This is a genomic window from Isoptericola sp. 178 (assembly GCF_030586525.1).
GTDB lineage: Bacteria > Actinomycetota > Actinomycetes > Actinomycetales > Cellulomonadaceae > Isoptericola > Isoptericola sediminis.
The window spans coordinates 588,250-605,588 of record NZ_JAUQYN010000002.1 but is presented as its reverse complement, the minus strand read 5'-3'; the positions used below and the strand labels follow the sequence as shown (position 1 = coordinate 605,588).

At 74.5% G+C, this 17,339-nt stretch carries 17 protein-coding genes; 14 read left to right on the top strand and 3 right to left on the bottom strand.

Annotation, left to right across the window (positions count from 1 at the left end; genetic code table 11):
* Nucleotides 1-4: 4 nt before the first annotated feature.
* The gene (locus tag Q6349_RS07265) at nt 5-1,045 is read right to left on the bottom strand and encodes an adenylate/guanylate cyclase domain-containing protein (RefSeq protein ID WP_171247464.1); all 1,041 of its coding nucleotides are present in this window, start codon (nt 1,043-1,045) and stop codon (nt 5-7) included.
* Nucleotides 1,046-1,110: 65 nt separating this feature from the next.
* The gene (locus Q6349_RS07260) at nt 1,111-1,971 is read right to left on the bottom strand and encodes a biotin--[acetyl-CoA-carboxylase] ligase (protein WP_304603499.1); all 861 of its coding nucleotides are present in this window, start codon (nt 1,969-1,971) and stop codon (nt 1,111-1,113) included.
* 135 nt (nt 1,972-2,106) lie between these two features.
* Between Q6349_RS07260 and Q6349_RS07255 the strand changes: the two genes are divergently transcribed.
* The 13 genes from Q6349_RS07255 to Q6349_RS07195 all read left to right on the top strand — a co-directional run bounded on the left by Q6349_RS07255 (nt 2,107) and on the right by Q6349_RS07195 (nt 14,850).
* Nucleotides 2,107-3,684, top strand: a complete 1,578-nt coding sequence (locus Q6349_RS07255; RefSeq protein WP_304603498.1) for an acyl-CoA carboxylase subunit beta — start codon at nt 2,107-2,109, stop codon at nt 3,682-3,684.
* 25 nt (nt 3,685-3,709) lie between these two features.
* Nucleotides 3,710-4,252 carry a hypothetical protein gene (locus Q6349_RS07250; RefSeq protein WP_304603497.1) on the top strand — a complete coding sequence of 181 codons (543 nt, stop codon included), beginning with the start codon at nt 3,710-3,712 and terminating at the stop codon, nt 4,250-4,252.
* The gene (locus Q6349_RS07245) at nt 4,249-4,488 is read left to right on the top strand and encodes an acyl-CoA carboxylase epsilon subunit (protein WP_304603496.1); all 240 of its coding nucleotides are present in this window, start codon (nt 4,249-4,251) and stop codon (nt 4,486-4,488) included. The genes Q6349_RS07250 and Q6349_RS07245 overlap by 4 nt, the downstream gene beginning before the upstream one ends.
* Nucleotides 4,485-5,042: a hypothetical protein gene (locus tag Q6349_RS07240; RefSeq protein WP_304603495.1), complete on the top strand. Its 558-nt coding sequence runs from the start codon at nt 4,485-4,487 to the stop codon at nt 5,040-5,042. Before Q6349_RS07245 ends, Q6349_RS07240 begins: the two co-directional genes overlap by 4 nt.
* Before the next feature lie 97 nt (nt 5,043-5,139).
* Entirely contained in the window at nt 5,140-5,355 is a 216-nt protein-coding gene (locus tag Q6349_RS07235; RefSeq protein WP_304603494.1) for a DUF6458 family protein, read from the top strand.
* Nucleotides 5,356-5,454: 99 nt separating this feature from the next.
* A complete protein-coding gene (locus Q6349_RS07230) occupies nt 5,455-6,237 on the top strand; it encodes a tyrosine-protein phosphatase (RefSeq protein ID WP_304603493.1) in 783 nt (260 codons plus the stop codon).
* Complete coding sequence (locus Q6349_RS07225) at nt 6,234-7,982, top strand: DUF885 domain-containing protein (RefSeq protein WP_304603492.1); 1,749 nt, start codon at nt 6,234-6,236, stop codon at nt 7,980-7,982. The genes Q6349_RS07230 and Q6349_RS07225 overlap by 4 nt, the downstream gene beginning before the upstream one ends.
* A gap of 1 nt (nt 7,983) precedes the next feature.
* Nucleotides 7,984-8,904: an AEC family transporter gene (locus Q6349_RS07220; RefSeq protein ID WP_304603491.1), complete on the top strand. Its 921-nt coding sequence runs from the start codon at nt 7,984-7,986 to the stop codon at nt 8,902-8,904.
* Between the two features lie 105 nt (nt 8,905-9,009).
* The gene (locus Q6349_RS07215; RefSeq protein WP_304603490.1) at nt 9,010-9,672 is read left to right on the top strand and encodes a nucleoside triphosphate pyrophosphatase; all 663 of its coding nucleotides are present in this window, start codon (nt 9,010-9,012) and stop codon (nt 9,670-9,672) included.
* Between the two features lie 158 nt (nt 9,673-9,830).
* Nucleotides 9,831-11,624, top strand: a complete 1,794-nt coding sequence (locus Q6349_RS07210) for a biotin carboxylase N-terminal domain-containing protein (protein WP_304603489.1) — start codon at nt 9,831-9,833, stop codon at nt 11,622-11,624.
* Nucleotides 11,625-11,639: 15 nt separating this feature from the next.
* Entirely contained in the window at nt 11,640-12,137 is a 498-nt protein-coding gene (locus Q6349_RS07205) for an NUDIX domain-containing protein (RefSeq protein ID WP_304603800.1), read from the top strand.
* Nucleotides 12,134-14,152, top strand: coding sequence for an endonuclease/exonuclease/phosphatase family protein (locus Q6349_RS07200; RefSeq protein ID WP_304603488.1), 2,019 nt, complete (start codon nt 12,134-12,136; stop codon nt 14,150-14,152). Before Q6349_RS07205 ends, Q6349_RS07200 begins: the two co-directional genes overlap by 4 nt.
* 170 nt (nt 14,153-14,322) lie before the next feature.
* Complete coding sequence (locus tag Q6349_RS07195; protein WP_304603487.1) at nt 14,323-14,850, top strand: hypothetical protein; 528 nt, start codon at nt 14,323-14,325, stop codon at nt 14,848-14,850.
* A 123-nt stretch (nt 14,851-14,973) separates the two neighbouring features.
* Here the strand turns inward: Q6349_RS07195 and Q6349_RS07190 are convergent, their stop codons facing one another.
* A complete protein-coding gene (locus Q6349_RS07190) occupies nt 14,974-16,422 on the bottom strand; it encodes an NAD(P)H-quinone dehydrogenase (RefSeq protein ID WP_304603486.1) in 1,449 nt (482 codons plus the stop codon).
* A gap of 59 nt (nt 16,423-16,481) precedes the next feature.
* On the opposite strand from Q6349_RS07190, the gene Q6349_RS07185 reads away from it, so the two are divergent.
* A complete protein-coding gene (locus Q6349_RS07185) occupies nt 16,482-17,333 on the top strand; it encodes a purine-nucleoside phosphorylase (protein ID WP_171247451.1) in 852 nt (283 codons plus the stop codon).
* Nucleotides 17,334-17,339 lie beyond the last annotated feature (6 nt).

Here is a 17,339-nt window from a genome sequence, read left to right as displayed (position 1 = left end):
GGCCTCAGCCGGTGTAGGCGCGCTGCAGGCGCACCGGGGTGATCTCGCCCAGGCCCTGGACCTCCCGCGGCGCCTGCGCCGTCAGGGCGTAGCGCGCCGACGAGGCCAGCAGGGCGGCCGTCGGCGGGTCGACGAGCACGGTCGCCGGCTCGGCCAGCTCCGAGATGCGCGAGGCCAGGTTCACGTCCGGGCCGAACACGTCGCCGAACCGCGACAGCACGCGCCCCCAGACGAACCCGACGCGCACGGGGATCTCGTCGGTGGAGTGGGGCGCGGCCAGCCCGAGGGCGCACTCGGCGCCCGTGGCGACGTCGTCGGCGACGAACAGCACGGCGTCCCCGATCGTCTTGACCACGCGACCGCCGGCCTCGGTGATGACGTCCCGGGCCCGGGACTCGAAGAGCTGGACGTACTCGGACAGCTCCTGCGACCCGAGACCGGCCGTGCGCTTGGTGAACGACACGATGTCGGCGAACCCGATCGCCCGACGCAGGGGCAGCTGGTCACCCGGCAGCCGGGCCTCGTTCGAGCTGCCGAACTCGGTGGCGAACCGGCCCATGAGCGCGGCGAGCTGGCGGCGCCAGGCGTGCTCGAGCTGCCGGGCCAGCACGTCGGCGAACCCGGGGATCCGGTCCACCGCGGCCAGGCGCGCGCTGACGTCGTCCAGGGCGTAGCGACGACCCAGGTGCTCGACGAACGCCTCCACCTGCCACAGCGCCAGGCGGTCCGAGGTGTGCCCCAGGGACCGGACGAGGGTCATCTGCGCCTGCTGGTCGAGCTGGCCCTCCTCGATGAGGGTGCCGATCTCGCGCAGCGACTCCATGTCGGCGGCCGTGAAGCGCGCCTCCTCCGGGTGGGTGACCGGCAGACCCAGCCAGCGCCAGTAGTTCTCGACGAACTCCGTGGAGAGCCCCGTCCCCGCCACGAGGTCGGCCAGCGTGTACACCCGCGGCCCGCCCAGGATGGCCTCGTCGGTGCGGCGGGCCGTGTCGGCACGCTCCTGAGCGGTGCGATCACGCGGGTCGGGGGAGGTCTGGCTCGTCACGGGGCCACTGTAACGGGGGTCACCTGTGCGGGACCTGGACGTCCGGGGGCGGTCCTCGCCGGGACTCAGACCGCGCGCAGGTGGTGCACGTCGCCCGCGGTGACGACCCGCTCCCCGGCGGCCGTGGCCAGGACGAGCGCCCCGTCGTCGGCCACCCGGACGGCCTCGCCGTCGACGACGTCGCCTCCGCCCGCGAGCTCGGCCCGCACGGCCCGGCCGAGCGTGGCGCTGACCTCGGCGTACTCCCCCGCGAGCCCGGCCTCGACCGCGTCGCCCCCGGCGGCCTCCCAGCGGGCGACCAGCGTGAAGAGCTCCCCCGTGAGCCCGACGAGCAGCTCACCGCGGTCGAGCTCCTGCCCCGCCAGTGCCAACGACGTCGCGGCCGGCACCGGCAGCTCGTCGACGGACTGGTCCACGTTGAGCCCCACGCCCACCACGACGGCGGTGCCTTCCTGCCCCTCCCCGGCGCCGGTCGGGGCTGCGTCCGGCACCACCTCGGCCAGGACACCCGCGACCTTGCGGTGACGGCCGAGTCCCTCGCACTCCGAGGGGGCCGGCAGCAGGACGTCGTTGGGCCACTTGACCCACGCCGAGACCCCCTCGGCGCGCAGGGTGCGCGCCAGGGCCAGCCCGGTCAGCAGCGGCACCCAGCCGAGCTCGTCGGCCGGGACCTGGGGACGCAGCAGGAACGACACCGTCAGCGCCGCCCGCGGCGGCGTCTGCCACGCCCTGCCGGCCCGACCGCGCCCCGCCTGCTGGTGCTCGGCGACGAGCGCCGCGGGGATCTGCGACCCGGCGCGGGCGCGGGCGACGAGGTCGCTGTTGGTCGACGCGGCGGTCTCCACCACGTCGACCCGGGCGAGGGGTCCGGTCGGGGCGAGCAGGGCGGGTCGCAGCGCGGCGACGTCGAGAGGTGGGCGCGTCATGCCTCCATCGTGGTGCCTCGCGGCGGGTTCCCGGGACCGTCCGGGGGCGGATTGTAGGAATCCTCCAAGATCACCGGGGTCGACACGGCCTGTCGCGCATCGCCCCACGCGCCGGGGAGTCCTAGGGTCGCCAGTGTGAAGACCACTGCCGAGAAGCTCGCCGAGCTCGACCGACGCCGCGCGGCCGCGGTCACCGAGCCCGAGGAGAACGCCCGCACCAAGCAGCACGCGCGCGGCAAGAAGACCGCCCGCGAGCGCATCGACGACCTGCTCGACGGGGGCAGCTTCACCGAGCTGGACGCCCTGGCGATGCACCGCAGCCGCAACTTCGGCATGGACAGCAAGCGCCTGCCCGGCGACGGTGTCGTGGTCGGCCACGGCACCATCGACGGCCGCCAGGTCTGCGTGTTCTCCCAGGACTTCACCGTCTTCGGCGGGTCCCTCGGCGAGGTGCACGGCGAGAAGATCGCCAAGGTCCAGGACCTCGCGCTGCGGATCGGGGTGCCGATCATCGGCATCTCCGACGGCGGCGGGGCCCGCATCCAGGAGGGTGTGGCCGCGCTGACGCAGTTCGCCGAGATGTTCCGCCGCAACGTCGCGGCCTCGGGCGTCGTCCCGCAGATCTCGCTCATCCTGGGGCCGAGCGCCGGCGGCGCCGTGTACTCCCCGGCGCTGACCGACTTCATCGTCATGGCCGACCAGACGTCGAACATGTTCATCACCGGCCCGGACGTCATCAAGACCGTCACCGGCGAGGACGTGGACTTCGAGACGCTCGGCGGCGGGCACACGCACAACGCCACCTCCGGCGTCGCGCACTACCTGGGTGCCGACGAGGACGACGCGATCGACTACGTGCGCCACCTGGTGGGGTACCTGCCGCAGAACAACCTCTCGGACGCGCCCACGTTCCCGCCCGAGGAGGAGACCGCGCTGGAGGCCACGCCGGACGACGAGGCGCTGGACGCGATCGTCCCGGACGGCGACAACCAGCCGTACGACATGCGCACGGTGATCGAGACGGTCCTGGACCCGGACTCGTTCCTCGAGGTGCAGCCGCTGTACGCGCAGAACGTGCTCGTCGGGTTCGGCCACGTCGAGGGTCAGAGCGTCGGGGTCATCGCCAACCAGCCGCAGTCGATGGCCGGCACCCTGGACATCGCCGCCTCGGAGAAGGCCGCCCGCTTCGTGCGCACCTGCGACGCGTTCAACATCCCGGTCCTGACCTTCGTCGACGTGCCGGGGTTCCTCCCCGGTGTCGGCCAGGAGCACGACGGCATCATCCGCCGCGGCGCCAAGCTCATCTACGCCTACGCCGAGGCGACGGTGCCGCTGGTCACCGTGATCACCCGCAAGGCGTACGGCGGGGCGTACATCGTCATGGGGTCCAAGCAGCTGGGCGCCGACGTCAACCTCGCGTGGCCGACGGCGCAGATCGCCGTCATGGGCGCCTCGGGGGCCGTGAACATCCTGCACCGGCGGGCGCTGAAGACCGCGGCGGCGGACGGGCAGGACGTCGAGGCCGAGCGGACCCGGCTCACCGACGAGTACACCGACGCGATCGTCAACCCGTGGGACGCGGCCGAGCGCGGCTACGTCGACGCGGTGATCCGCCCCTCGGAGACCCGCGTCCAGGTGGTCCGGTCGCTGCGTGCCCTGCGCACCAAGCGCGCCAGCCTGCCGCCGAAGAAGCACGGCAACATCCCCCTGTGAGGGACGTGTCTGAGAAGATCGAGCGATGAGCCACGAGGACGCCACCCACGGACCGGCGCCGCTGGGCGACGTCGACCCGGACCCGATGCACCGTGCCGTGGACTCGCTCGCCGAGGCGCTGCACCGGTACGTCGACGCGGCCGTCGGGGTGCGGGCCGAGTTCGGCGCCACCGAGGCCGACGAGGACCCGCGGATCCTCGCGCTGGAGAACCAGGTCGGCACGCTCAACGCCGCCCTGTTCGACACGCTGCACGACGCGCTCGGGATGCACCCGGACCTGACGACGTCCGTCTGGGAGCCGGAGCCCGGCAGCCGGCCCGCGACCGACGAGGAGGACCTGCCCGAGGGGACGGTCTCCGCGGAGGTGTTCTACCTGGGCTTCGTCGTCGCCGACCCCCCGCCCGGGGCGTCGATGACGCTCGACGGCGTCATCGAGCTGCTCGACGAGGCCGGCCAGGACGCGGCGACCCGGATGACCGAGGGCGGGTACCAGGTGATGGAGTGGGCCGCCTCGCGCGGCCTGGCCCCGGGGTTCGGCAACGACCCCGACGACGAGGAGGACGCATGACACCCCAGGTGCGCGTGGTGCGCGGAGCGCCCGACGACCTCGAGGTCGCGGCGCTCGTGGCCGGTCTGGCGGCCGTGTCGGCGCAGGACGACCTGCCGGACGACGTCGCGCCCGTGGACGAGTGGACCAACCGGGCCCGGAACCTGCGCGGCAACGGTGCGGCCACGGCCCGCAGCTTCGGTGGCCGGTCCGGACGCCACAACGTGGACGCCTGGCGCTGGAGCTTCCGGTCGTGAGCGTGCGCTGGGAGCAGGCCGGGTCGGCCGCCGCCGTCGAGGCACCCCTGGGCGACCTGCCGACCCCCGAGCGGCCCGGCTGGCTGCGCCGCTGGCTGTGGGCCCCCGCCCTGGCGGCGACCGCCGGCGTGTACGCGACGCAGCGCCTGGTCGAGAACCCCTCGGGCGAGCTGGAGCTCGGCCTGATGCTGGCCCTGCTCGCCCTGCTGGCCGTCACCGCCGTGGCGGCCCTGGTCCGCTACCGCGACGACCAGCGGCTCGCCCGCGAGACCCGGGGCGTGGAGGCGCTGCGCCGGGACGCCCGGTCGACGACGGGCTCGGTGACGGTCACCGAACGTCCCGTCGGCGACGGCGTCATGCTGCGGGGACTGCTCAGCTACCCCCGCGACGGCGACACGGCCGAGGACACGTGGTCGCTGCTCGTGTCCGACGGCGACCCCCTCGGCCCGCGCCCGGGCGATCCCGTCGCCGTGTGGTGGGCCCCGGGCTCCGACGACGTCGTGGCCCGCTACCACCGCGACTGGGCCGACCAGGTCCGCCGCCGGACCCGCTGACGGCGTCTTCCCCCGCGCCCTCGTGTCGCGAAGATGCGACATCTCGGCAACCATCGGGGCGACGGACGCACCGGCGTCCGGGAACGGAGGAGTGCCGATGGGCATCGGAAGCGGAATCTTCCTCATCGTGGTCGGGGCGATCCTCGCCTTCGCGATCGCGCCCGACACCTGGGAGGTCGTCAACCTCAACATCGTCGGGTACATCTGCATCGCGGCGGGGATCCTGGCGCTGATCCTCGGGCTGGTCCAGAACCGGCAGCGCACGCACCACCGGGTGGAGCGCTACGAAGACCGCACACCGCCGCCGGCGTGAGGTTCCTCTACCCTCGTGATCGAGCGTCTCTGTTCGTGCCGCACGACCTGTGGTCCGGCACAGCAGAGACGCTCGACCTGTGCCCGGTAGGGTGCCGCGATGCGTGACCTGCCCTGGGACGGCTACCCGAACGTCCGTGACCTCGGAGGTCTGGTGACGCCACTGTCACCGACGGGCCGGACGCTGACGGGGCGGGTCGCCCGCGGGCCGCGCCGTGAACGGCTCACGGCGGCGGGCTGGACGGCGGCCCGTACCTGGGGCGTGCGCACCGTCGTGGACCTGCGCTGCGCCGACGAGGTCGGCCCCCGCGACGGCGACCCCGTGGTCCCGCGGACGGCGCACGACGGCGTCACGATGGTGGCGGCACCCACCGAGGACCGCGCCGACCCCGAGTTCCGCCGGACCTGCTTCCCGATCCTCGACTCCCCGGAGTACTGGCCGCACAACTGGCGGATCCTGCCGGACCTCGTGCGCACCGCCCTCGAGGCGGTCGCGGACGCCAGGCCCGGGGTGCTCGTGCACTGCTCCGCGGGACGCGACCGCACGGGCATGATCAGCGCCCTGCTGCTGGGGCACGCGGGCGTCTCCCCGGACGACGTGGCCGACGACTACGCCGCGTCCGTCCGCGCGATGGCGGGCCGACCGTCCCACGCACCGACGGCGGACCGGCAGCAGACGTGGACCACGGCACAGGTGGAGTCCTGGGTGTCACGCACGACGCCGCTCGTCGCCGAGGTGGCGGCACGCACCGAGGAGGCGTTCGACGTCGTCGGCCTGGCGACGGAGCACCGCCGACGGCTCCGCGCGCTGCTCACCGCGACCACGGCGGGGGACGACCGGAGCGAATCCCCTCGACACGCTGGGATAGCCTCGGTCGGGTGACCCACGACACCCTCGGCGCCGCCACCTCGAGCGCCACCACGCCCCGCACCCCCACCGCTCTCGACGCCGCCGCGGACGCCTACGTCCTGCGGTCCGCCGCGCTCGACCCGGTCGCGGCCTCGTTCATGGGCCTGCCCGGGCACGACCACGAGCTGCCGGACTTCTCGCCCGCCGGTCACGAGGCACGTGCCGACCTGGACCGCGCGATCCTGCGTGAGCTCGACGAGCTGGAGGCCGCCGGCGAGGCACCCGTCGACGACGTGGACCGGGTCACCCTGGCGGCGATGCGCGAGCGCATCGGCCTGGGCCTCGAGCTGCACGCCGCGGGCGAGGTGCAGGCGATGCTGAACAACATCGCCTCCCCGGTCCAGGAGCTGCGCGACGTGTTCGACGTGGTCCCCACCGGGACCGTGGAGGCCTGGGAGAACATCGCCGCGCGGCTGAACGCCGTCCCGGAGGCGCTGGCCGGCTACACCGCGTCGCTGCGCTGGAGCGCCGAGCGGGGCCGCGTGGCGGCGATCCGTCAGGTGCGCGCCGCCATCGGGCAGGCCCGCGACCTCGCGGGCCCGGAGTCGACGTTCACCGCCCTGGTGCGGGGTGACGACGCCGCGCGCGTGCTGGACGACTCGGCCGCCTGCAGCCTCGTGCGGGCCGAGCTGGAGCGGGGTGCCGCCGCCGCGTGCGCGGCCTACGGCGAGCTGGCGGACTTCCTGGAGCACGAGCTCGCACCGCAGGCCCCGGAGCACGACGCCGTCGGCCGCGAGCGCTACGCGCTGGCCTCCCGCGCGTTCCTCGGCGCCACGGTCGACCTGGACGAGACCTACGAGTGGGGGCTGGCCGAGCTGGCCCGCATCGTGGCCGAGCAGGAGGCCGTCGCCCGGGAGATCGCGGGCCCGGACGCGACCGTCACCGACGCCGTCGCGGTGCTGGACGCCGACCCCGAGCGGCAGCTGCACGGCACCGACGCGCTGCGCACCTGGATGCAGACCACCGCCGACGCGGCGATCGAGGCCCTGGCCGGCACGCACTTCGACATCGAGGGCCCGGTCCGGACCGTCGAGTGCCGCATCGCGCCCACCCAGACCGGGGGCATCTACTACACCCCGCCGAGCGACGACTTCTCCCGTCCGGGCCGCATGTGGTGGTCGGTCCCGCCGGGCGTCACGGAGTTCACGACCTGGCGCGAGACGACGACCGTCTACCACGAGGGGGTGCCGGGGCATCACCTGCAGTGCGCCGCGGCGGTGTCCGCGTCGGACACGCTGAACCGGTGGCGCCGCCTGGCCTGCTGGGTCTCCGGCCACGGCGAGGGCTGGGCGCTGTACGCCGAGCGCCTCATGGCCGACCTCGGGCACCTGGACGACCCGGGTGACCGCCTCGGCATGCTCGACGCCCAGCGGCTGCGGGCGGCCCGCGTCGTCCTCGACCTGGGCGTGCACCTGGGCAAGCCGTGCCCGGAGGAGTGGGGCGGCGGCACCTGGGACGCCGACAAGGCCTGGCACTTCCTGACCTCGAACGCGGACATGGACGCGGACTTCCTGCGCTTCGAGCTGGACCGCTACCTCGGCTGGCCGGGACAGGCCCCGTCGTACAAGGTCGGCCAGCGGCTGTGGGAGCAGATCCGCGACGACCACCGCGCGGCGGCGGAGGCCCGGGGCGAGGAGTTCGACCTGCGGGCCTTCCATGCCCGGGCGCTGGGTCTGGGGTCGGTCGGGCTGGACGTGCTGCGCTCCTCGCTCGCCTGACGTGCAGGGGGTCCTCACCGGCTTCGCGATCATCGGGTTCGTCGTCGCGGCGGGCTACGTCGCCGCCCGGCTGCGGATCGGTGGGGTCCACGCCCGGGAGGCGCTGAACCGGGTCGGGTTCTTCATCGCCTCCCCGGCCCTGCTGTTCACGATCGTGGCCGACGCCGACCTGGGCCGGCTGCTGGGGGCCCCGCTGCTCGTCCAGCTCGTCGCGGCGCTGACGGCGGCCGGCGTGTTCGTGGTCGTCAACCGCCTCTGGTGGCGGCTGCAGGTCCCCGAGACCGCGATCGGCGCGCTGGGATCGGGGTACGTCAACGCCGGCAACATCGGCCTGCCGGTGGCCGCGTACGTCATCGGCGACGCCACGGCGGTGGTGCCGATCATCGGCCTGCAGCTGCTCATCGTCTCGCCGCTGGTGCTGCTCCTGCTGGACTCGGCCACCAGCCGACGGGTGTCGCTCGGGTTCGTCCTCAGCCAGCCGGTGCGCAACCCCATCATCCTGGGCGCCCTGGCCGGGGCGGCGGTCTCCCTGACCGGCGTGACGGTCCCCGACGTCGTGCTGGCCCCGCTGGAGATCCTCGGCGGCGCCGCGGTGCCGATGATCCTGCTGGCGTTCGGCATGTCCCTGCACGGCTCGCGGCCGCTGCGCGGCGAGGAGGGCCGGGCGCCCGTGGTCGTGGCGACCGTGCTCAAGGCGCTGGTCATGCCCGCGGTCGCGTTCGCCGTCGCCCGGTTCGGGTTCGGCCTGGACGACGAGGCGGTCGCGACGGCGGTGACGCTCGCGGCCCTCCCGGCGGCGCAGAACATCTACAACTACGCGGCCCGGTTCCGGCGGGGCGAGGTGCTGGCCCGGGACACGGTGCTCATGACGACCCTCGCCTCGCCCGTGGTGATGATCGCCGCGGCCGCCCTGCTCACCTGACGTCGCTCCGGACGTTGTGGGCATGAGATCTGCGGCCCCGCCCCCGACGAGGGCTGCAGATCTCATGCCCACAACGTCGGGGGTGGGGCGGGTAGGGTGCCGAGCGTGACGCGACTCGTCCTGGCCAGCCAGTCCCCCGCCCGCCTCTCCACCCTGCGCAGCGCCGGCGTCGACCCTGCCGTGCTGGTGAGCGGCGTCGACGAGGACGCGGTGCTCGCCGCGGCCCGGGAACGCTACCCGGACCTGCCGCCGTCGGACGCCGTGCTCGTCCTGGCCCAGGCCAAGGCCGAGGAGGTGGCCCGCCGGATCGAGGAGGGCGACGCGGGCGACACCGACGGCCTGGTGCTGGGCTGCGACTCGATGCTGGAGATCGACGGCGAGGTCGTCGGCAAGCCGGCCGACGCGGACGAGGCACGCGAGCGCTGGCGCACGATGCGCGGCCGGTCGGGTGTGCTGCACAGCGGCCACTGGGTCGTCGACGCCCGCGACCCGGACGACGGCGGCACCGGCGCGACTCTCGGCGCCACGAGCTCGACGACGGTCTGGTTCGCCGACCTCGACGACGAGGAGATCGACGCCTACGTCGCCACCGGCGAGCCGTTGCACGTGGCGGGCGCCTTCACCATCGACGGTCTCGGCGGCCCGTACGTCGAGCGGCTCGAGGGTGACCACCACGGCGTGGTCGGGGTGTCCCTGCCGCTGCTGCGCGCGCTGCTGGCGGAGATCGACGTGCCGTGGCACACCCTGTGCCACGGCACCGGAGCCTGACGAAACCGCCAACGCACGCCCCTCCCCCGGGCCCCCGGACCCCCGGTCCATGTGGGATGTGCACAAACGGCCGTGACCGGCGTTGGCACCCGGCACAGACTTCTCCCCGAGGGCGCGGGGAGTACGGGCTGAGCGGTCGGTGCGCGTTACCGTGAGCCGTGCCCTCCATCAGCAAGGTCCTCATCGCCAACCGTGGTGAGATCGCCGTCCGCATCGCCCGTGCCTGCGCCGACGCCGGCATCGCCTCCGTCGCGGTCTACGCCGACCCGGACCGGCAGGCGCTGCACGCCCGGCTCGCCGACGAGGCGTTCGCGTTGAACGGCGCTCGCGCCGCCGACACCTACCTGGACGTGGACAAGCTGCTCGACGTCGCCCGCCGCTCGGGCGCCGACGCCGTGCACCCCGGCTACGGGTTCCTGTCCGAGAACGCCGGGTTCGCCCAGGCCGTCATCGACGCCGGACTCACCTGGATCGGCCCGCCGCCCGCCGCCATCGAGTCCCTCGGCGACAAGGTCAGCGCCCGGCACATCGCCCAGCGGGCCGGCGCGCCGCTGGTGCCCGGCACCGCCGACCCGGTGGCGGACGCGGCCGAGGTCCGCGCCTTCGCCGCCGAGCACGGGCTGCCGATCGCCATCAAGGCCGCCTACGGCGGCGGCGGCCGCGGCCTGAAGGTGGCGCGCACGGACGACGAGATCGCCGAGCTGTACGACTCCGCCGTGCGCGAGGCCGTCGCCGCCTTCGGCCGGGGCGAGTGCTTCGTCGAGCGCTACCTGGACCGGCCCCGGCACGTGGAGACGCAGTGCCTCGCGGACACCCACGGCAACGTCGTGGTGGTCTCCACCCGTGACTGCTCGCTGCAGCGCCGCCACCAGAAGCTCGTCGAGGAGGCCCCCGCGCCGTTCCTCACCGCCGAGCAGGAGGCCGAGCTCGACCGGGCGTCGAAGGCCATCCTGCGCGAGGCCGGGTACGTGGGCGCCGGCACCTGCGAGTTCCTCGTGGGCACCGACGGCACGCTGTCGTTCCTCGAGGTCAACACCCGCCTGCAGGTCGAGCACCCGGTCACCGAGGAGGTCACGGGCATCGACCTGGTGCGCGAGCAGCTGCGGATCGCCGCCGGCGAGGAGCTCGGCTACGACAGCACGACCGTGCGCGGCCACTCCCTGGAGTTCCGGATCAACGGCGAGGACCCGGCTGCCGGGTTCCTGCCGGCACCGGGCACCGTGTCGACGCTGCGCTGGCCGTCCGGGCCGGGCGTGCGTGTCGACACCGGCGTCGTCGAGGGTGACAGCGTCTCGGGCCTGTTCGACTCGATGATCGCGAAGCTGATCGTCACCGGCGCCACGCGCACGCAGGCCGTGCAGCGCGCCCGCCGCGCGCTGCGCGAGCTGGAGGTCGCCGGCATCCCCACGGTGGTCCCGTTCCACCGCGCCGTGCTGGAGGCCCCCGACTTCGTGCCGTCCGGCGGCGAGGACTTCGCCGTGCACACCCGCTGGATCGAGACCGACTTCGCCGACACTCTCCCGTCCCTGTCCCCCACCGGCGCCGCACCTGCCGCCGAGACCGAGGACGCGGTCGAGGAGGCGCCGGAACGCGTCGTCGTCGAGGTCGGCGGGCGCCGGCTCGAGGTCGTGCTGCCGGCCGGTCTGGGCATGGCCGCCGGCCGTGCCCGACGCGCCGACGCCGCACGCCCGGCGCGCCGCGCGCGGCGCAACGGGCGCCCGACCGGCGGCGGCAACGCCGGCACGACCCTCGCCTCGCCCATGCAGGGCACCATCGTCAAGGTCGCCGTCACCGAGGGGGACGAGGTGGCCGAGGGCGACCTCGTGGTGGTGCTCGAGGCCATGAAGATGGAGCAGCCCATCACGGCCCACCGCGCGGGCACCGTGACCGCGCTGACCCTGGCACCGGGCGTCGGCGTCTCGGCGGGCACCGCGATCTGCGAGATCTCCTGACCGGTGCGTCCCGTGCTGCCCGGTCCTGCGCACCACCGTCACCCCGGTGACGGCTGGGTGGTCTGCGGCGACCACCGGCACTGGGGCCTGCACGGCGCCGCCGGGCTCTTCCTGGTGCGCCGCGACGTCGGCTCCTCCGGCGAGGCCACGCACGTCGTCCTGCAGCACCGCGCGACGTGGTCCCACGAGGGCGGCACGTGGGGCATCCCGGGCGGAGCCGTCCACCCGACCGAGTCCCCCGAGGCGGGTGCGCTGCGCGAGGCCGCCGAGGAGGCCGGGATCGACCCTGCCGGGGTGCTCGTCGTCGGCGAGCACGTGCTCGACCACGGGGTGTGGACCTACACCACCGTGGTCGGTCACGTGGCCGACGGCGTCGAGCTGGTCCCGGCGGCGACCGACCACGAGAGCATCGAGGTGGCCTGGGTGCCGGTCCCGGCCCTGGCCGAGCTGCCGCTGCACCCCGCGTTCGCCGAGGCCGTGCCGCGCCTGCTCGCGATAGCCTCCCGAGGGTGAACCCGACCTCGCGCGACCGGCACCTGCTCGTGCTGCTCGCGCTGGTCACGGCGGTGGTCGCCGAGCTCGTCCGGGCGAGCGGACCGCTGCTCGACCACGCCCTGGCCGACGGCGTCGCCACGGCGTCGGTCGCCGCACTGGTCACGTACCTCGCGCCGACGGTCGTCGTCGCCGCGCTGACCCTCGGCCGGCCGGTCACGGGGCGCACCGTGCTGGTCGCGGTGTCCGTGCTGGTGGCCGCGCGCCTCGCCCTCGAGCTGCTCGGGACGCGGATCGCCGCCGTGCCGCTGGCCCCCGAGCTGGGCGTGGTCCGGTTCTACGGCGGGCTGGGCACCGTCGCCCTCGGCCTCGGCACGCTCGTCCTGGTCGCCGCGCTCGCCTCCGGGACTCCGCCCGCGGCCGCCGGCACCGGGCAGGACCGCGCCCCCGCGCCGGGCTCCCTCGTGGCCCGCGGCGTGACGCTGGGTCTGCTCGGCTCCGCCGCCGTGCTCGTGCTGCTGGACACCTGGGACGCCGTCTGGCGCGCGGACGTGGCGGGCTGGACCGTCACGGCCGCTCTCGGCGCCGGAGCCCTGTGGACCGCGGTGCGTCTGCGCCGCGGCCCGGCACGGCCGGGCGCCCGGGGGCTGTGGCTGCTCGGGCCGTTCGTCGCCCTCGGGGTGCAGTCGTTCGCGAACCCGGCCTTCGTCGCCGCGACCACCGAGCTGCCGATGGCGGTCGCGGCGGCCGGCACGGCGCTCGCAGCCCTCGCGGTCGGGGTCGCGCTGTCCGTGCACCGCCCCGTCGTCGGGCCGTGGGCGTCCGCCGTGACGTTCGTCGGCGGCACCTGGCTGCTGTTCCTCACCGTGCCCCGCCTCGCCGACCCGCCGGTGGTCTGGTCGGTGACGTTGCTTCTCGTGGCGGCGGTGCTGCCCGCCGCCGGGGCCCGGACGCTGACCGCCGCGTGGTCGCGACCGGCCCGGAACCTCGGCGGCCGGCGGCTGGTCGGGGTCACGGCGGCCACCGGCCTGGGCACGGCGCTGCCCCTGCTGCTCTACCAGGTGCACTTCGACGTCCCCCTGCCGGTGCCCGCCGGCCTGGTGCCCGTGGTCACCGCCGCGACGGTCGCCCTGCCCTCCCTCATCGGCTCACGCCGGCTGGCCCGCCTGACCCCGACCGCGGGGCCCCTGCTCACCGGTGCGGTGGCCGCGCTGGCGGTGGTCGGCGTCGTGGTGACGGCCACCGCGGGGACGGGCCGCGACGGTACGACCGCTCCCGGCCCGGCGGACCGCGGGCAGCTCACCGTGCTGTCCTGGAACGTGCACTACGGCGTCAGCGCCGACCCGTCGGTGCGCCTCGGCGAGATGGCCGAGGTCATCCGCTCCTCCGGCGCCGACGTCGTCGCTCTGCAGGAGGTCTCCCGCGGCTGGGTGGTCGGCGGCGGGGCCGACATGCTGACCTTCCTGGCTCACGAGACGGGCCTGGAGCACGCGTTCGTCCCCGCGGCGGACCGGCGGTTCGGCAACGCGCTGCTGTGGGACCCGGCCCGCGTCACGGCGAGCGACGTGGAGCGCGTCGAGCTGCCGTACGGGGAGGGCCCGCAGGACCGGTCCGCGCTGGCCGCGACGTTCCGTCCGCTCGACACGGCCGGGCCGGCGAGCACCGAGCAGGTCCGCGTCGTGGTCACGCACCTGCAGCATCGCGAGGAGAACGGGGCGACCCGGCGCGACCAGCTCGAGGCCCTGATCGCCGCCGAGCCGGTCGACGGACCCTACCTGCTGGCCGGCGACCTGAACGCCGAACCCGGCTGGCCCGAGCTCGAGGTCCTCGACGACGCCGGGCTGGTCAGTGCCCAGGACGCCGCCGGCGACCCGGCCGCGCTGACCTCGCCGGCCGCCGCTCCCCGCTACCGCGTGGACTGGGTCTACGTCTCCGCAGACCTGACGGTCACGTCGTTCGAGGTGCTGGACGTCGTCGCCTCCGACCACCGGCCGCTCCTGGTGACCGTCGAGGGCGCCGACGGGACGGCGGGCTAGGTGTACTTCCTGGCCGCGGGGAGCACGCGGTGCGGCCGGGCGAGCTCGCCTCTAGAAGTCCTGCGGAGCCCGGCGTAGTGTGATATGGGGAATCCGCATCGACGCAACGGGGGCGTCGGCCGGGTCCGGGGACGCCCAGGTATCAGCGGTTCCCTGGAGAGGAATCGACCATGTTCACCCAGCGAGTCGCCGCTGCCCTGGCAGCGGCAGGGGCAGCCTTGCTGATCACCGCGAGTCCGGCATTGGCCGCACCCAACGGCAACCCGCACTTCATCGGGAACTTCATGGAGGCGTCCGTCGACGGCGACTTCGACCTCACGGTCTCGTTCAAGGAAGCAGGTCTTCCGAGCGGCGCCGTCGAGACGATCACCGCGTACGCCGATCTCGAGGCGACGTACCAGTGCATCAACGGCGGGGGCAACAACCCGGCCGACCCGAAGAAGACCACGATCACCACGCAGGTCTCCGGCAGCGACACGTTCACCGCGGGGAAGAACGGGCAGATCGTCGGCTCGGTGACCCTCGCGGTCGTCCCGGCCGCCGACGTCCTGGAGTGCCCCGGCGGACAGACCTCCACGCTGACCGCCGGCACCTGGACCAACATCTCCATCGAGGACGAGACGAGCGGGGCGTTCTACTCGTTCGGCGACGAGTCGTTCTCGTTCGGAGCACCTGTCGGCCACGGCAAGAACACGTAGGGACACGAACACCGCATCAGGAGCCGGGGAGGTCCGGCCCGCACGACGCCGCCCCCTTCCCGTCGCCGGTTCGCCTGCCGACGACGGCGAAGGGGGCGGTTCCGCATCGCCGACGGCCCCGGGTCAGTCCGTCAGCTGGCCGTGCAGGACCCGTGCGGTCTCCCCGATCGTGCCCGTGAGCGACGGGTAGACGGTGAACGCGTCCGCGACGTCGTCGATCGTGAGCCGGTGGGAGACCGCCAGCGTGATCGGGAAGATCAGCTCGCTGGCGCGGGGGGCCACGACGACGCCGCCGAGCACGACCCCGGCCTCCGGGTGGGCGAACAGCTTGACGAAGCCGTCGTGCACCCCGTGCATCTTCGCGCGCGGGTTGCGCGCCAGCGGCAGCGTCGTGGTGATGTAGCGCGACCCGCGCTCGCGCAGCCGGGCCTCGGACTCGCCCACCGTGGCGATCTCCGGGGCGGTGAAGATGTTGGCGGCCACCGTGCCCAGACGCAGCGGCGCGACGGCGTCGCCCAGAGCGTGCGCCATCGCGACCCGGCCCTGCATGGCCGCGACGGACGCCAGCGGCAGCACCCCCGTGCAGTCGCCCGCGGCGTAGACGCCGCGCACCGAGGTGCGCGAGACGCGGTCGACGTCGACGTGACCGGACGGGCGCACGTCGACGCCGGCCTCGGCCAGCCCGAGCCCCTCGGTGTTCGGCACGCCGCCGACGGCGATAAGGACGTGGGAGCCCTCGACCACGCGGCCGTCCTCCAGCGTGACGGCGACACCGTCCTCGGTGCGCTCGGCGGCGGCGGCCCGCGAGCGCGACATCACGGTCATGCCGCGGGACCGGAACACGCCCTCGAGCAGCTCGGCGGCGTCCTCGTCCTCACCGGGCAGCACCCGGTCGCGCGAGGAGACGAGCACGACGTCGGACCCGAGCGCCTGGTACGCCCCGGCGAACTCGGCGCCGGTGACGCCCGACCCGACGACGATGAGCCGCTCGGGCAGCTCGTCGAGGTCGTACAGCTGGGTCCAGGTGAGGATGCGCTCGCCGTCCGGCTCGGCCGTCGGCAGCGTGCGCGGCGTGGCGCCGGTGGCGAGCAGCACGATGTCGGCGTCCAGGGTCTGCTCGGCGCCGCCGGCGGACGGGGTCACGACCACCCGGCTGGGGCCGTCGAGACGCCCGGAGCCCTCCACCACGACGACGCCCTCACGCTCGAGACGGGACCGGATGTCGGACGACTGGGCGGCCGCCAGGGCCAGCACCCGGGCGTTGACGGCCTCCAGGTCGACCAGCGCCCGCCGGGTCTCCTGGTCGTCCCCGGGGACGACCGGGGACCCACCGGTGCGGATGCCGAGCTCGGGGGCGGACTCGGCGAACGTGAGCCACTCGGCGGTGGCGATCAGCGTCTTGGAGGGGACGACGTCGGTCAGCACGGCCGCGCCGCCGAGCCCGTGGCGCTCGACCACCGTCACCTCGGCTCCCGCACGTCGGGCCACGAGCGCGGCCTCGTAGCCTCCGGGGCCGCCGCCGATGACGACGACGGTGCGGTTGGGTCCGGCAGGGGCAGTCTTCTCGGCCATCACGGGTGCCATTGTGGCAGCACCGGCGGACCGCCGTTCGCAGGGATACCCTCGGGTCCATGAGCACCACACCTGCTACGACGCCGGATCTCGACGATCCGGCCACCGACCCGTTCGACGTCGCCCGCGCAGCAGCCGACCACATCGCCGAGGTCACGGGCGTCAGCGGCCACGACGTCGCGCTCGTCCTCGGGTCCGGTTGGGGCGGCGCCGCCGAGCTGGTCGGCGACGTCGTGGCCGAGTTCCCCACCCACGAGATCCCCGGGTTCGCGCGGCCCTCGGTGGACGGGCACGTCGCCACGACCCGCTCGATCCGGGTCGAGCGGCCGGACGGTTCCACCCGCAACGCGCTCGTCATCGGCGGACGTACCCACCTGTACGAGGGCCGCGGGGTCCGGCGCGTCGCGCACGGCGTGCGGACCGCGGCGGCCACCGGCTGCACGACGGCGGTCCTGACCAACGGGTGCGGCGGACTGCACATGGCCTGGCGCCCCGGGCAGCCCGTGCTGATCAAGGACCACCTGAACCTGACCGCCACCTCCCCGCTGGAGGGGGCCACCTTCGTCGACCTCACCGAGGTCTACTCGGCGCGGCTGCGCGACCTGGCGCGGACCGTCGACCCGGAGCTGCCGGAGGGCGTGTACGCCCAGTTCCCCGGCCCGCACTACGAGACGCCCGCCGAGGTGCGGATGGCCGGCGTGCTGGGCGCCGACCTCGTGGGGATGTCCACCACGCTGGAGGCGATCGCGGCGCGGCACGCCGGCATGGAGGTGATGGGGATCTCGTTGGTGACGAATCTCGCAGCCGGTGTCAGCCCGCACCCGCTGTCGCACGCCGAGGTGCTCGAGGCCGGACAGGCCGCCGGCCCGCGGATCAGCGACCTGCTGGCCCGCATCGTCCGCGAGATCTAGGGGGAA